This window comes from Burkholderia sp. MS455, from assembly GCF_016899445.1.
GTDB classification, from domain to species: Bacteria; Pseudomonadota; Gammaproteobacteria; order Burkholderiales; family Burkholderiaceae; genus Burkholderia; species Burkholderia pyrrocinia_C.
The window spans coordinates 1,405,134-1,420,256 of the sequence record NZ_CP041778.1 but is presented as its reverse complement, the minus strand read 5'-3'; the positions used below and the strand labels follow the sequence as shown (position 1 = coordinate 1,420,256).

The following is a 15,123-nucleotide window of genomic DNA, read 5'->3' as shown; positions in this document are numbered from 1 at the left end:
ACGCCCGCCGCGTCAGCCGCGGCGAGCGCCCGTCATAGACGGTGGCTCGGGCGCGGATCGGATTCAGCGGGCGACGTATCGGCCCGCGTGTCGCTGTCGAGATCGTCCTGCTGGCGCATCCGTTCGCGCAGGTGCCGGATCGCGAACACGTGGATGTAGTCGTGCACACGCGCGCCGGACGACAGCGCGCGCACTTCGTCGTCGAGCATCGCGCGCAACTGGTCTGCGCCGATCGCACGCTGTTGGGCGGCTTCCTTGAGTGAATCGAGCAAATTGTCCTTGGACATCGACGAACTCCTGACGGTCGAGGAACGAAAAGAAGACGGTACTGGAAGTTTAGAGACTGGACGGCTGCGCGGCGTGCGATGCGCCGGAGCATATTTGCGCGCGATCAACGGCACGTTGCGTGCCGCCGTGCCGATCCGTCTCCGGACCGGCCGCGCCCGGTTCGCGGCGCAAACCGCCCGCGAACGAAACTGGAAGCCCTGCCACGCCACCCCGGGCGCGGCACCGGTCGACGGGCTGACGATGGAACGCCGCGCGACGCCGATGCAGTTGGGGAACTTAGACCGGCCGAAATCATGCGTCAAGCGACGTCTGCCGCACCCCGCTCATTCGTCGGAACGAACGCACGGATCACGGCAGATAGCACCGCACCCGCCGATCGGCCGCCACGCGTGTCAGCGGATTCCGATACGCACCGCGCAATGCCTGACAGCGACTTCAGCGCACGCTGCTTGGCAGCGCGTTGTCGCCGCCCGATACTGATGGCATGAACAAAGCGTTCATACCGGGTCATCGCCCAGCCGGCCATCGAGCCGGCATGCGGGGTCCGGCGCAGGAGACCAACCATGACACATCGCAACTTCGCAGGCCGGGACGGCCAGCGGCACGCGTCGGGCAATGCGCGCGCCCTGCCCGCCCGGGCCGGGTCAGCCGGCATCCGTCCGTCCGACGATCTCGACACCTTGCTCGCGCTCGCACGCGAAGCCGGGTTGCTCGTCACGCTCGACGGGCAGATCGGCCGCGAAAAATACCAGAGCGTCGCGGGGTCGGTACTCGCGCTGCAACGGTTCGCCGCGGCACTCTGCGCGCGGGCCGCGGACGACGCGCCGGCCGTTTCGGAGTCGCGCCGCAAGGCGCGCCCTGGCTGGCCGCATGCGAACCGGCTGCGCAATCGCACATGCGGCGTGTGCGCACCGCTGCATGTCGTGCGCCGACGCCCGCATCCGCATGTACGCCGCGGTGCCGGCCGCCGGCACACTCTGCGGTCCATTCTTCGCACCCTCTAGCCGGCACGGCGCGGGGCCGTGCGATGGCCTGGCTTCTACAGGGCCTGCCGCGTGCGCGCATGTACGGCGATGCCATGCATGCCGCGAGCATCCGCCGGCCCGCATCGACCGCGCGCCATGACGTGCCATGACGTGCCGTTCCACACGGCAGCATTCACGACAGTTCCTGCGGGGAAAAGAAATCTGACGGGACCGGCAATGCGGAAAGCGGACGGGGTGACTCGCACCCCGCCCGTCCTCCAAGGCAGCGGTCGGCTGCCTACCCTCGTGCCAGAGAGTTCCGGGTCGGACGATGCGCCATGCACTGCGAGGCGCGCCTCCTGAAAAGGATGGGTCGACGACCAACGCGCCGTCGATCGATGCCCGCGTTCATGCGCGACTGTCATTACGTTTGCACGACAGACCGGCCGCGTCGGCGGATGCTCCATGAATATCTCACGCGATGCGCACGACGTTTCTGATGCAGGTCAACCGAAACCCGCTTCGTGCGTGACAGCGCGCCAGTCACTCCGCGCCACGCACGAGCAAGACAGGCACTTGCGCGAGATGCGCAACGCGGCGCGCGACGCTGCCGATCAGCCAGGCGGCGATGCCGCGCCGGCCGTGCGAGCCGACCACCAGCAGTTCCGCACGCCAGTGCACGGCGTCGCGCATCAGCGCATGGGCCACGTCGTCGCTGGTCGGACGCGTTTCGACGATACCGCGCTTGGTCGGGTTACCGGTCGCATGGAACAGCGGACCGACCTTCGCAAGTGCATCCTCGCCCTCCGCACGGTACGCATCCTCCAGCGCGCGCACCGGCACGAAATCCGTCAGACGAACCGCGCGATCGATCACGTACGCCGCATACAGCAACGTCGTCGGCGCCGCGAAGCCGAGCCCGACACGCACCGCGTGCAGCGACGGCTCGCTGCCGTCGACCGCGAACATCAGCCGCTGCAGCGTGCCGTCCGACGGACGTGCATAGCCGGCCGGCACGATCAGCAGCGCGCAGCGCGCGCGTGTCGTCAGCGTGTCCGACATCGCGCCTTCGACGAGCCGCAGCAGCCCGTGATGCGGATTCGCGCCAACCACGAGCACGTCTGCACGCCACGCCAGCGTGTCGTTCACCAGCGCATCGGCGACCGTGCCGCCCGTGACCGACGTATCGACGACGACCTGCTCGACCTCGATGCCGCTGTCGTCGAACAGCGCCGCGATCCGCGCGTTGGTGGCTTGCGCCTCGCGGATCATGTCCTCGCGCGCCGACGTCAGCAGCGCGTCGATGCGCGGGATGTCGGGTAATACGAGGCGCGGGTTGTCGATCGTGCAGACGATGCGCAATCGCATGCCGGGGCGCAGAAGAGTGCGCGCGTAGCGCGCGGCGGCCAGCGATTCGGGCGTCGGATCGACGGCCAGCGCGATTCGCGCGAGCGTCGGGATGGAATGAGCAGGCTGCATGGCGAAGGCCTCCGTGCGTGCGCGTCGTCGCGGAACGACGACGGGAGCTTCGCGCGGAAGCGGCGCGCGACGGCCGGGCGGCCGAACGGCTGGCGCGGTCGCGGGGATCGCCGGGTGACCACGCGAAGCGCGGACAAGCAATGCGTTCAGCATAGGACGTCCGGCCCACGCGCGCATGATCGTGATCAACGATCGCGCAGCCCCTGCCCGTACTGCTTACGACTTCGTCGGCACCGATGCCGCCGGACGGTTCGCGTAGAACAGCGCATACGCGATGCCGAGCAGCACGATCCACACCGGCCCGATCACGAGCGCGACGCGCGTGTCGGGCGTGAACGCCATCAGCACCACGACCAACCCGAGAAATCCGAGCGCGATATACGAACCCAGCGGATAGAACGGCACGCGGATCGGCAGGCGCGCGATCTTGTCGGCTGAAAGCGTGCGGCGAAAGCGCATCTGCGCGATCAGGATCACGCACCACGTCCAGATCGCGCCGAACGTCGACACCGACGTGAGCCACGTGAACACGTGCTGCGGCGCGAGATAGTTGAGCAGCACGCCGATCAGCAGCAGCGCGACCGACACGATCACGCCGTACACCGGCACGCCGTTGCGGTTCACGCGGCCGAGCTGCGCCGGCGCCTGGCCCTGCTGCGCGAGGTTGTAGAGCATCCGCGCGGTGCTGAACAGGCCGCTGTTGCACGACGACAGCGCCGCGGTCAGCACGACGAAGTTGATGATGCCGGCGGCGGCCGGAATGCCGAGCCGCGAGAACGTCATCACGAACGGGCTGCCCTGCGTGCCGATCTGGTCCCACGGATACAGCGACATGATCACGAACAGCGCGCCGATGTAGAAAATCAGCACGCGCCAGAACACCGAGTTCACGGCCTTCGTCAGCGACTTCTCCGGGTTGCGCGCCTCGCCGGCCGTGAGGCCGAGCATTTCGACGCCGAGATACGCGAACATCACGATCGGCAGCGCGGCGATCACGCCGCCGATGCCGTTCGGCATGAAGCCGCCGTGCGCCCACAGGTTCGAGATGCCGGTCGCGACACCGCCGTTGCCGATGCCGAACGCGATCATCAACCCGCCGCCGACGATCATCAGCACGATCGTGACGATCTTGATCAACGCGAACCAGAACTCGAATTCGCCATACAGCTTGACCGCGATGAAGTTCACCGAACCCATTGCCATGAGCGCCGCGAGCGCCCAGATCCAGTTCGGTACGCCGGGGAACCACATGTGCATGTAGACGCCGACCGCCGTGATTTCCGCCATGCAGGTGACGATCCACACGAACCAGTAGGTCCAGCCGGTCAGGTAGCCCGCGAGCGGGCCGAGGTAGTCGCGCGCGTAGCGGCTGAACGCGCCGGCGACCGGATTGGTGATCGCCATCTCGCCGAGGGCGCGCATGATCAGGAAGATCGCGATGCCGCCCAGCAGGTAGGTCAGCAGGATTGCCGGGCCGGCCGTGCGGATCGCGGTGGCCGAGCCGAGGAACAGGCCGACGCCGATCGTCGCGCCGAGTGCCATCAGGTTGATGTGCCGCTCTTCCAGCCCGCGGTGCAACTGGTCTTCTGGTTGTTTCAAGTCCGTCTCCTGGCAGCCGCGCGCGGGCCGCCGTCATTGTGTCGATGTCAATGCGCGACCGTTCATGCCGATCCCGGCAGCCGAAAACGAAATAATCTCCGCTGTCGTTTTTCGAATGAGAAACGACACGAATACTGCGTCAATCCGACTGGAATCGCCGCGGATTATCCGTATTCTCCGGAACAATCCGGAAAACGGATCGGGCTTTTCACGGAATACGCCCGTGCGGCCCGTGCGACGCGGCTGTGCGCGTGACGAGCGGCAACGGGATCAATCGCTTTCGGCGCTAACGAACGCGCGTCGAATGTGCGCGATCATGCGCAGCAATATGCAGGCGGGATTATATGAATGATCGGAGGTTTCACGCCAGCCGATTTTCGCAAAATCGCGATGCGTGAAACCGCTGGCGGAATTCGAATGCGCGCGGCGCCGCGCGCGCATTTATTTGGACAGCGTCGCGCGCACCGTATATTCGCCTTCGAGCGCGCCGTGTTCGGGGCGCACGAAATAGCGCGACGAATCGAGATCGGCCGGCAGCGGCTCGACCGGATAGCCGTGCTTCTCCCACGCATCGAGGCCGCCCTTCAGCGCCCGGATGTTGTGGATCATCTTCTTGCGCTGCATCTTCGCGATCAGGCGCTTCGCGGTCGCCTCGTTCGGGCACACGCAATAGACGACGATCGGCCGTTTCAGCATTTCCGGGTCGAGCAGGTCCGGCGAGTCGAGATCGACCGGCACCGCGCCGGCGATCCGGTACGGCTCGCGTTCGCGGATCGCGCGCGGCCGCGCGTCGAAGATCAGCGGCGGCTCGTCCGACGTCATCATCTCGACGAGCTGCGGCGGCGAGATGCGTACCTGCGCGAGATAGCGGCGGAACTGCACGCGGCGCACCCAGCGGTACAGCAGGAACGTGATGAAGATCGCGAGGAACGCGTCGAGGATCGTGCCGCCGCTCGCGCGCACCCACAGCACGAACTGGACGATCTGGTCGTGAATGGCCGCGCCGCCGACGAGCCAGAACGCGGCCCACAGCGACGCGCCGGCCAAATCCCAGAACAGGAATACGCCCACGCCGATCGCGGTCGTGCCGAGCAGCGGCGCCGACACGAGGCCGAGGCCCGGCAGGAATTTGGACAGCACGAGCAGCGGCGCGCCGTATCTTTCGAATACGTTACGCGCGAAGCGCAGCGTCGTGTCGAGCGACAGCGAAAAGCGCACGAGGCCGTTCAGCAGGCGCCGGCCGCGCGTGCGGCCCATGAAGAACCACAGCGAATCGGCGAGCATCGTCGCGCCGATCGCCGCCGCGAACATGCTGGCCCAAGACGCCTGCCCCATTGCCGCCATCGTGCCGCCGAGAATCAGCATCGGCACGGCCGGCACCGGCACGCCGAGCTGCGTGATCAACACGCTCGCGAACACGGCCCACGGGCCGAGCGACGATGGAATTGCAATGGGAAAGTGCCACACGGCGGCGCTCCTGGAAGACATGCGGGCCGCGCGACGGGGGCCGTCGGACCGGCTGCGCAACGGCCGCCGCGGCACGTCCGCAGCAGACCTTGTGCATCACGGGCATTCTAAACGGGTTTGACCGGGATCGCGCGGAACACACGCGACCGTCACGGGCTTCAGACCGACGGCTGCACCAAGTTACGCGTCCGGGCGCTGCGCGAGCCTTCCAACGTGCTCCGCGTAGTCGGGAAACGCGGCAGCCAGCGCGGCTGCGTCGGCCAGCTCGAATTCCGCGAACTCGAACCCCGGTGCAACCGTGCAGCCGACCAGCGCGACATGCTCCGGCGACGCGCAGCGCGCACCGAACCAGCGCCCGGCCGGCACGACCGTCTGGAACACCGTGCCCGGATGCGTGAGCGGATTGCCGAGCCGATGGATCGTCAGCCCGTCGCGCTCGTCGAGCACCCACACTTCGAGCGGATCGCCTGCGTAGAAATGCCAGACCTCGTCGGAACGGATCCGGTGCCACGACGAATAGGCGCCGTCGCAAAGCAGGTAGTAGATCGCGGTCGATGCGGCGCGCCGTGCGCCGTCGGCCGGACGCACGACCGAATCGGCCGCACGGTAGGTTTCGCGGAAATAGCCGCCCTCGGGGTGCGGCTGCAGGTCGAACTGGCGGATCAGGTCGGTGGCGGAAATCGGCATGGCGGATGACGTCGGTAACGTGAGAAACCGGCATCCGGCTACGGCCCGGTTCGTCGCGGATACGACCGGGTGCCGCCAGATGCCGCTGCGTCGATCGCCGCGGCCATGCGCGCGGCGAGGAAGCGGACACGGTCGATGCTGCCAGAACTGCGGGTCGGGATGCAACCCGCGGGCGTGCAATGGCGCCTATGCATGCGCATCCGGGGCGCCCTCTCGTCCGGACGACGCATGCGTCGAACGCGACAGGCGCACTCACGCGCGCTGCGCCGATCAGCGCGTCGCGCGTTCCATCAGGCAGACATCCGGCACAGGCGGGCGGCAGTCTCCTGCCCGCAACCGCTCATGCGTCAGCAACGCACCGCATGCATCACGCGGTCGCCGGCGCGCCCGGCTCGCTGTGCCGCACCAGCAGCACGGGCCGGTCGGCCGTGCGCAGCAGCGATTCCGCGACGCTGCCGAGCAACAGCCGGCGCAGCCCGTGCCGCCCGCTCGTGCCCATTACGATCAGGTCGGCATCGGTTTCGGCCGCCGTGCGCATCAGCACCGTGGCGACATCCTCGCCGTACGCGTCGAGCGCGCGCACGGTGCCCGGCACGTGCTGCTGAGCGAGCTCCGCTTTCGCAGCGTCGAGCACCGGCGTCGCAGCGGCGGTGGCCGCCGCATCGCCATCGCGCTCGGCTGCGAAGCCCGCGTCGACGTCGACGAGCTGCGGCCGATGCTCGACGACATACGCGCAGGTGACCTCGCCGCCGGACGCCGCCGCGATCCGGATCGCCTCGTTCAGCGCGAGACGCGCGCTCGGGCCGCCGTCGAGCCCGACGAAAATCCGCTTGTACATGGTCCGTTCCTCCGACCGGGCATGCGTCGCGCGTTGTACGACGACGGCCCGTTACCGCAAGCCGGCCCGGTGCCGGCTCGCTTGCCGAACAGTCTGCCCCACGTGCCGACGCGCTCGTTGACGCGCGTCAAGCGCGGCCGGCGCACCCGCTGCTCCGTGCCGTTTGCCGCATTTTCAGCCGACCCTATTACATAAAACGTGTAAAACGCGCACAATTTCATCTTCAAAATAGACGCTGTACGCAGCCGGTGCGAGTTTTGCCCGGTTTTGCCGCGCTGCCCGAGTGCTGCGGGCCGCCCCGACAACAGAATGGCCATCGAATGACCGCCAGTGGAACCCCGACGCGTGATTCCCGAGGGCCCACGCGCCTCCAGAGCATGTTACGCCAGCCGCTTGCGGCTGGCATCGTCGCGCTGTGCGCCGGCGCGGTGCTGTCGCTCGGCGTCGCGCTGCTGGTGCGCGAGCAGTGGCAAGGCGCCGTCCGTACGCGCTTCGAGCGCCGCACGACGCACGTGACCGCGATGCTGCGCCACGAGCTGCAGTCCGGCGTCGCCGTGCTCGAAGGCGCGCGCGGCGCATTCAGCCTCGTCCCGGAAATGACGGCCGAGCAATGGCGCCGGTATGCGGAGACGCTCGATCTCGACAGCGGCCGCTCGCCGGTCCGGCAGATCGGCTATGTGCCGCTGCCGCCCGCGACACGCAGCGCCCTCGCCGGCTCGAAACCGATGCCGGGCGGCGCGCTCGCGGCCGCGGCGCTCAGCGCGCCCCCGCCGAGTTCGCCCGTCGTGCGCTTCGGCACGTCCGACGCGGCGCCGCTGGCGCGCGCGCTGCAGACCGGCGACATCGCGCTCGGCGTTCACCCGGCCGACGACGACACGTCCCGCGACGCGCGCACCCTCACACTGTTCCTGCCCGTGAGCACCTCGCCGCATGCGGCCGCCACGCCGTCCGGCACGCGCGAAGCCGGCGCCGACGGGATGCTGTTCGCGGCGCTGAGCCCGCGGCGCCTGGTCGAGCGCGCACTCGACGCGGAACGCGGAATCGACCTGTGGATGACCGCCGGCGGCGATCCGCGCGCGATCGCCAGCGTCGAAACGACGACCGACGAGGCATTGGCTTCGCCCGACCTGTTGCGGCGCACCGACGTGCTGAATTTCGGCGGCACCGTGCTGACGCTTGCCTATTCCGCCGACGGCCGCCCGAGCGCGACCGGTGCGCAGCGCGCGGCCGGCACCGTGCTTGCCGCCGGACTGATCGCGTCGTTCGCGTTCGCGGCGCTCGTCCATGCGCTGATGCGCAGCCGGTCCGGCGCCACGGCCGATTCCGGCGCGAGCAGCCGCGGCATCCTCAACGAGGCGCGGATGATGGGCATTATCCGTTCGTCGATGGAAGCGATCATCACGATCGACGAGAAGCAGACGGTCGTGATCTTCAATCCGATGGCCGAGCAGGTGTTCGGCGTGTCCGCGATGGAGGCGATCGGCGCACCGCTGTCGCGCTTCATTCCCGAGCGGTTCCGCGCCGCACACGCGAGGCATGTCGACCAGTTCGGCGTGACGGGCGTTTCCGAGCGGCAGATGGGCCGCCAGCGCGTGCTGTTCGGGCTGCGCGCCAGCGGCGAGGAATTTCCGATCGAGGCGTCGATCTCGCAGATTCGCGACGCGTCGGGCAAGCTCTATACGGTGATGCTGCGCGACATCACCGAGCGGCTGCGCGCCGAGAATGCGCTGAAGCAATCGCGCGAGGAATTGCGCGAACTGTCGGCGAACCTGCAGAACGTGCGTGAAGAAGAAAAGACGCGCATCGCGCGCGAGCTGCACGACGACCTCGGCCAGCAGCTCACCGCGCTGAAGATGGACCTGTCGGTGGTCGAGCAGCAGTTGCGCGTGCCCGGCCGCGCGCAGCCGGACGAAGGCATGCTGTCGCACCTGCAGGGCATGCGGCGGCTGATCGACGCGACGGTCGCGTCGGTGCGGCGCATCGCGGCCGACCTGCGGCCGGTGATGCTCGACGATCTCGGCCTCGTGCCCGCGATCGAATGGCTCGCGAACGATTTCACGAACCGCTACGGGATCGATGTCGAGCGTCACATCGAAACGGGCGGCCTTACGTTCGCCAGCGCGGGCGCGACCACGCTGTTCCGGATCGTCCAGGAAGCGCTGACGAACGTCGCGCGCCATGCGGATGCGACGCGCGTCGCGCTGCGGCTCGACATCGAGGACGGCTTCTGCGTGCTGCGCGTCGCGGACAACGGCCGCGGCGCGGCGCCCGGCGGCACGGTCCACGAGGACAAATCGTTCGGCCTGATCGGCATTCGCGAACGCGCGCACATGCTCGGTGGTACCGTGACGATCGACACCGCGCTCGCGCGCGGTTTCTCGATTACCGTCGCGTTACCGCTCGGTACCGTCCAACAGGAAACCCTCATCACATGATCAAGGTGCTCATCGCCGACGACCATACGCTCGTGCGCGACGGTCTGCGGCACATCCTCCAGAACGCCAGCGGATTCGAGGTGGCCGGCGAAGCCTGCGACGGCCCGTCGACGATCGCGCTCGTGCGCTCGACACCCGCGCAGGTGCTCGTGCTCGACCTGTCGATGCCGGGCCGCAACGGCGTCGAACTGATCAAGCAGATCAAGGACGAGAAGCCCGCGCTGCGCGTGCTCGTGCTGACGATGCACGCGGAACAGCAATATGCGGTACGCGCGTTCCGCGCGGGTGCGTCAGGCTATCTGACGAAGGAAAGCGCGAGCGCCGAATTGGTCGGCGCGGTCACGAAGGTGGCGTCGGGCGGCGTCTACGTGAGCCTCGCGATGGCCGAGCAGTTCGCGCAGAGCCTGAACGAGCCGGCCGAGACGCTGCCGCACCAGCGGCTGTCCGATCGCGAATTCGACGTGTTCCGACGGATCGCCGCCGGCCAGACGCTGACCGAGATCGCGCACGCGCTGTGCGTGAGCGCGAAGACGGTCAGCACCTACAAGACGCGAATCCTGGAAAAGATGCAGATGCCGCACGAAGCGGCGCTGGTGCGTTACGCGATGCGGCACAAGCTGCTCGACGAAACGGACGACGTGTAACGGACGACGTGTAGCTGCGGATGGCGGCTTGACCGGCCGCGCGGCATGCGGCCGGTAACGGTTCGTGACTTTTACCTACCTGGCGGGCACCGGGCACGCGAGATCGCCTTCCTCGCAGGACAGATAGGCCTTCAGCGTTTCCGTACGCGCTTTCGTCAGATCGTCGAGGCAGGTCGATACGACCATCGGATACACACTGCCGCCCTCGGCATTCGCGCTGGAGAAACTGCATTCGGCATCGCGGTACGCGATCCACGCCCGCTGCGCATTCACGAGTTTGTCGGCAAGCGGCCGTGCATCGCGCAGGCGCGCGGTGACGGACTGGTAGGTCCGGTTCAAATCCCCGTCGGATTTCTTGTACGCGCGATCGGCACACGCCGTCATCGTCGCCTGATCCGTTGCGTCCGCACAATTCGCCTGTGCATGGGCAACGTTCGCCGCGAGTGCCAGCGAGCACAGCAGACCGGTCAAGACACGCATGGATGCTCCTTGTTGTTCGTTGAAGTCGTGGAAGCCGGTGCGGAGCATGACGCCCCTGCCGCGCCTCGGCGCGCGGCGACACCGTCCGCGATGCTAGCGCACGCGCGTCCGCTTGTCAGCCGGCATCATGCTCGCGCGTCGGCTTGCATATCATCCACGCGCACCTACACTGGAAAAATTGATACGCCGCTTCAGGCCAGCGCTATCGCGTCCATCCCATCCCGCTTCCGCGCATTTCTCAGCGCATTTCGCGTTCGTGCCGCCGAGCGGGCGTGACGTTTCGTCAGCCGGTTTCCTCTGCCTTGCGCAACGCGCGATCGCCGTCGCTCTCTGGAGGAAATCATGAGCTATCACCTGGAAGGCCGTCTGCTCGAGGTCTGCAACTGTCGCGTACTGTGCCCATGCTGGATCGGCGAGGATCCGGATTTCGGCGTGTGCGACACCATCGTCGCATGGCATGTCGACAAGGGCACGGTCGACGGCGTCGACGTCGGCGGCAACACGATCGCCGCGGTGTGCCGCGTGCCGGGCAATATCCTGGAAGGCAACTGGACGGCTGCGATCTACGTCAGCGACACGGCGTCCGACGAGCAGGAGCAGGCGCTCCTCAAGGTCTATACGGGACAGGCCGGCGGCCCGATCGCCGAACTCGCGAAACTGATCGGCAAGGTCGTGTCGATCGAGCGCGCACCGATCCGGTTCGACGTCGAAGGCGCGCGCGGCACGCTGTCGATCGGCACCGACTATCACGCGGAACTCGAGCCGTACCTGGGCCCGAGCGGCGCGCAGACGACGCTGACCGACACCGTGTTCTCGACCGTGCCCGGCGCCCCCGTGTTCGTCGGCAAGGCGCCCGTCTACCGGTCGAAGAATGCGGCGATCGGCATCGACGTCGATCTGAAGAATCACAACGCGTTGCAGAGCACGTTCCTGTTCGACGCGTGAATCGCGATCGCACGGAAACGGCCATGGCAGCGTCGCTGCATCGGCGCCTGTTTCCGCTCGTGCTCACGAGCCTGGTTGGATTCGCGTGGATCACGCTGTGGGCGTGGACGCGCAGTCCGTACGGGCGTTATCTCGAGCACGGCGACGGTGCCGCCTCCGAACCGTTCAGCGCGCTTTGTCGCGCGCTGCCGGGCGGCGCGCTATGGCTGCCGGCCGTGCTCGACGCGGCCGCCTGGACGCTGATGATCCTTGCGATGATGCTGCCGACGACGCTGGCGCTGTTCAATGCGTTCGCGCGCGTCGTCGCGAACCGCCCCGACCAGGCGCGCCTGCTCGCGCTCGTCGGCGTAGGCTACGTCGTCGTGTGGAGCGGATTCGGTCTCGTCGCGCACGGCCTGCATGCACTGGTGCTGACGGGCGTCGCGCATGTGCCGGCGCTCGCGTGGCGCGGCTGGCTGATCGGCGCGGCCGTGTTTGCGCTCGCCGGCGCATTTCAGTTCAGTTGGCTGAAGGAACACTGCCTGGACCGGTGCCGCACCCCTTTCAGTTTCGTGATCAGCCGCTGGCGCGGCCGCACGCCGTTGCGCAACGCATTTGCGCTGGGCGCAAGCCACGGGCTCTTCTGCGTCGGGTGCTGCTGGGCGCTGATGCTGCTGATGTTCGTCGTCGGCGCCGGCAGTCTCGGCTGGATGCTGTCGCTCGCCGCGCTAATGGCCATCGAAAAGAATGCGGCGTGGGGGCGGCAGCTCACGGCGCCGCTCGGCGCCGCGCTGTTCGGCGTGGCCATGCTGATCGTCGCGAACCACGCGTGAGGCCCGCGATGCGCCCGCCCGCCTCCGCATTCGCGCTGCACGTACGGCCGGGCGTGCGGGTCGCCGCGCTGACGTCCGTCGCGATGCTCGCATTCGCGTCGAATTCGCTGCTGTGCCGGCTCGCGCTACAGGCCGGGCGGATCGACGCGGCCAGCTTCGGCAGCCTGCGCCTCGTGTCGGGCGCGCTGATGCTCGCGATCGTTGCCCGCGCGGGTGCGCGACGGCCCGCCCCGCCCGCGGACTGGCCCGCGGCGGCGATGCTGTTCGCCTATGTCGCGTGCTTCTCGTTCGCGTACCTGACCGTCAGTGCCGCAACCGGCGCGCTGATCCTGTTCGGCGCCGTGCAACTGACGATGTTCGCGGCGGGATGGCGCGCCGGCGAACGGTTCGCCCCGGCGGGCTGGGCCGGGTTCGGTGTCGCGCTCGGCGGGCTGCTGTATCTCGTGTCGCCGGGGCTCGCGGCGCCGACGCCGCAAGGCGCCGCGCTGATGACCGTCGCCGGCATTGCATGGGGCATCTATTCGATACGCGGCCGCAAGCCTGCCGATCCGGTCGCGGCGACCGCCGGCAACTTCCTGCGTGCCGCACCGCTGGCGCTCACGTTGAGCGTCGCGCTCGCCGCCCGCATGCGCGTGACGCCGGCCGGCGTCGCGCTTGCCGTGCTTTCCGGTGCGCTCACCTCGGGCCTCGGCTACGTCGTCTGGTATGCCGCGCTGCGGCACCTCACGGCCATGCGCGCCGCGGCAATCCAGTTGTCCGTGCCGCCGATCGCCGCGTGCGGCGCCGTGCTGTTCCTGTCCGAACAGCCGACCTGGCGGCTCGCGCTCGCATCGGCCGCCATCCTCGGTGGCGTCGCGGTCGTGCTCGCGACTCGTGCCCGCCACGCGGGCACCGCACCGTAATGCCAGGCAGGCGCACCGCGCTCGCCCCGGCTCATTCGGTCATGCGGAAACGAAAAACCCGTACACGGATACCGTGCACGGGTTTTGGGGAAACCGCAAACCGGGCACCGTTGCGGGCGCCGGCCCGCTTAGTGGCCGAAGTACACCGACGTGCGATCGGCGGCGGCCGGCACGACGACGCGCTGGCCCGACTGCGACGTCGCGGCGGCATTCGCGCCGTAGCCCGTTGCGTCAGCCTGCGCGCCGGTGTTCTGCGCTGCGGCGATCTTTGCCTGCGCGGCCTGGATGTTTTCCGGATAGTTCACCCAGTCGTTCGGGTTGTAGCCGGCCTTTTCGAGCTGGACCAGCTCGGCGCGCACTTGCGCGCGCGTCAGCGGCTGCTGGTTCGATTGGGCGAACGAGACGACCGGTGCGGCCACCAGGGCGGCCAGTGCAACTGCCTTGATCAGCGATTTCATGATGCGTTACCTCCAGGATTGTTTTGTCAGGCGCTTCGGACTCGGGGTCGTTGCGCATGAGTAGAAGTCTAGGAGGGGTGACTATCAGGGTAAATACTTAAATCGCAAATTCACTGTTGACGGAAACCGTACAATTTCGCCGGAATAGCCTCAATCATCAGACGATTGTCGACATTCATACGCCGAATGCTGCGATACAGCATCTGGCGCGCGCGGCCCACGCGTCAGCGCGATTGATCGATGTCCACCGACGCCATCAGCCTGTCGAACAGCAGGGCCTTGAGGCGGACCAGATCGTCGGCGCCGGTCTCGCCGAACGCCGCGTGATGCAGCGTCAGTGCCGGCGCCGCCGGATCGGCATGCACGGCCCGCACCGTGCCGTCGAGCGCCAGCTGCTCGACGCGGTCGCCCGCCGCGTACGGCAGCAGCACGCGCAACGGCTCTCCGCTTGCGGCGATCGTCCGGTCGACCGCGATCGACAGCCCGCTCAGGCTGATGTCGTGCACCATTCCGATGCCTTCCACCCCGTCGGCTCCACCCGTGCAGCAGGCCGCGATCCGCGCAGGCACGCGCGGCTCTGCGCGCGTACGCAGCCGGTCGACGAAGCCGGGCGGCGACAGGATCATGAACCGCGCGGCGCCCGACACCTGCACCGACTCGACCGTCGCGCCGAAACGGGACACCGCGGCCCGGCCGATCGCTACCGCTTCGATGTCGTCGCCGCGCGCGAAGTCGAACACGGCCGCCGGCTGCGGCTCGACGAACAGCGCGCCCGACGCGGCGACGCCGATTAGCCGGAAGCGCTGCAGTCCGCGTGTCGTGCCGACCCGGCGGCGGATGCCGATCGCGGCACCGGCCGACAGCCCCATGCGCGGGGCGGGCGGCACCGCGCCATGCGCGCGCGGCTCGGCATCGGCGTCATCGCGCATGCGCACGGGCCGGAAATGGTCGAACAGGAAAGCATGCTGCGCGGCATCGCTCAGCGTCGTGCCGGCCGGCAGCAGCGCGGCGCCGTCGGCATCGTAGAGATCGAAGCCGAGCGGAACGCCAACGCAGAGGTCGTCGCGCGCTAGCGCGACGTAGTCGGTGGGAGGTCGCATCGGAGAGGCGCGGAACGACCGCGC

General features: G+C 68.2%; 16 protein-coding genes. 7 read left to right on the top strand and 9 right to left on the bottom strand.

The annotated features are described in order from the left end of the window. Positions 1–32: 32 nt before the first annotated feature. Complete coding sequence (locus FPJ27_RS11015) at positions 33–287, bottom strand: DUF3562 domain-containing protein (RefSeq protein WP_072436780.1); 255 nt, start codon at positions 285–287, stop codon at positions 33–35. Here FPJ27_RS11015 and FPJ27_RS11010 point away from each other — a divergent pair. After that, entirely contained in the window at positions 280–768 is a 489-nt protein-coding gene (locus FPJ27_RS11010) for a hypothetical protein (protein ID WP_204422895.1), read from the top strand. The genes FPJ27_RS11015 and FPJ27_RS11010 overlap by 8 nt on opposite strands. 83 nt (positions 769–851) lie before the next feature. Further along, positions 852–1,292, top strand: coding sequence for a hypothetical protein (locus FPJ27_RS11005; RefSeq protein WP_204422894.1), 441 nt, complete (start codon positions 852–854; stop codon positions 1,290–1,292). Between the two features lie 504 nt (positions 1,293–1,796). Here the strand turns inward: FPJ27_RS11005 and FPJ27_RS11000 are convergent. The 5 genes from FPJ27_RS11000 to FPJ27_RS10980 all read right to left on the bottom strand — a co-directional run bounded on the left by FPJ27_RS11000 (position 1,797) and on the right by FPJ27_RS10980 (position 7,323). Next, on the bottom strand, positions 1,797–2,732 hold the full coding sequence (locus FPJ27_RS11000) for a universal stress protein (protein ID WP_204422893.1): 936 nt from the start codon (positions 2,730–2,732) through the stop codon (positions 1,797–1,799). 216 nt (positions 2,733–2,948) lie between these two features. After that, positions 2,949–4,331 carry an amino acid permease gene (locus tag FPJ27_RS10995; protein ID WP_204422892.1) on the bottom strand — a complete coding sequence of 461 codons (1,383 nt, stop codon included), beginning with the start codon at positions 4,329–4,331 and terminating at the stop codon, positions 2,949–2,951. A 441-nt stretch (positions 4,332–4,772) separates the two neighbouring features. After that, a complete protein-coding gene (locus FPJ27_RS10990) occupies positions 4,773–5,798 on the bottom strand; it encodes a DedA family protein/thiosulfate sulfurtransferase GlpE (protein ID WP_072436776.1) in 1,026 nt (341 codons plus the stop codon). Between the two features lie 180 nt (positions 5,799–5,978). Further along, on the bottom strand, positions 5,979–6,485 hold the full coding sequence (locus FPJ27_RS10985; protein ID WP_204422891.1) for a cupin domain-containing protein: 507 nt from the start codon (positions 6,483–6,485) through the stop codon (positions 5,979–5,981). Between the two features lie 367 nt (positions 6,486–6,852). Continuing rightward, positions 6,853–7,323 (bottom strand): universal stress protein, encoded by a 471-nt coding sequence (locus FPJ27_RS10980; RefSeq protein WP_072436774.1) that lies wholly within the window; start codon positions 7,321–7,323, stop codon positions 6,853–6,855. Between the two features lie 320 nt (positions 7,324–7,643). Here FPJ27_RS10980 and FPJ27_RS10975 point away from each other — a divergent pair, with 320 nt between their 5' ends. Continuing rightward, positions 7,644–9,758, top strand: a complete 2,115-nt coding sequence (locus tag FPJ27_RS10975) for a PAS domain S-box protein (RefSeq protein ID WP_204422890.1) — start codon at positions 7,644–7,646, stop codon at positions 9,756–9,758. After that, the gene (locus tag FPJ27_RS10970; RefSeq protein ID WP_034179559.1) at positions 9,755–10,402 is read left to right on the top strand and encodes a response regulator transcription factor; all 648 of its coding nucleotides are present in this window, start codon (positions 9,755–9,757) and stop codon (positions 10,400–10,402) included. The genes FPJ27_RS10975 and FPJ27_RS10970 overlap by 4 nt, the downstream gene beginning before the upstream one ends. 75 nt (positions 10,403–10,477) lie before the next feature. Here the strand turns inward: FPJ27_RS10970 and FPJ27_RS10965 are convergent, their stop codons facing one another. Beyond that, entirely contained in the window at positions 10,478–10,882 is a 405-nt protein-coding gene (locus FPJ27_RS10965; protein WP_072436772.1) for a lysozyme inhibitor LprI family protein, read from the bottom strand. A 342-nt stretch (positions 10,883–11,224) separates the two neighbouring features. Between FPJ27_RS10965 and FPJ27_RS10960 the strand changes: the two genes are divergently transcribed. Genes FPJ27_RS10960 through FPJ27_RS10950 form a run of 3 tightly spaced genes read left to right on the top strand, consistent with a single transcriptional unit; the run spans position 11,225 to position 13,541 of the window. Then, entirely contained in the window at positions 11,225–11,827 is a 603-nt protein-coding gene (locus FPJ27_RS10960; protein ID WP_072436771.1) for a DUF1326 domain-containing protein, read from the top strand. Between the two features lie 23 nt (positions 11,828–11,850). Then, positions 11,851–12,639: a DUF2182 domain-containing protein gene (locus FPJ27_RS10955; RefSeq protein WP_204422889.1), complete on the top strand. Its 789-nt coding sequence runs from the start codon at positions 11,851–11,853 to the stop codon at positions 12,637–12,639. An 8-nt stretch (positions 12,640–12,647) separates the two neighbouring features. Further along, on the top strand, positions 12,648–13,541 hold the full coding sequence (locus tag FPJ27_RS10950) for a DMT family transporter (protein WP_204422888.1): 894 nt from the start codon (positions 12,648–12,650) through the stop codon (positions 13,539–13,541). A gap of 128 nt (positions 13,542–13,669) precedes the next feature. On the opposite strand, the gene FPJ27_RS10945 is transcribed toward FPJ27_RS10950, so the two are convergent. Continuing rightward, the gene (locus FPJ27_RS10945) at positions 13,670–13,999 is read right to left on the bottom strand and encodes a DUF4148 domain-containing protein (RefSeq protein ID WP_072436769.1); all 330 of its coding nucleotides are present in this window, start codon (positions 13,997–13,999) and stop codon (positions 13,670–13,672) included. A 224-nt stretch (positions 14,000–14,223) separates the two neighbouring features. Further along, positions 14,224–15,099: a PilZ domain-containing protein gene (locus tag FPJ27_RS10940; protein WP_204422887.1), complete on the bottom strand. Its 876-nt coding sequence runs from the start codon at positions 15,097–15,099 to the stop codon at positions 14,224–14,226. Positions 15,100–15,123: the final 24 nt, after the last annotated feature.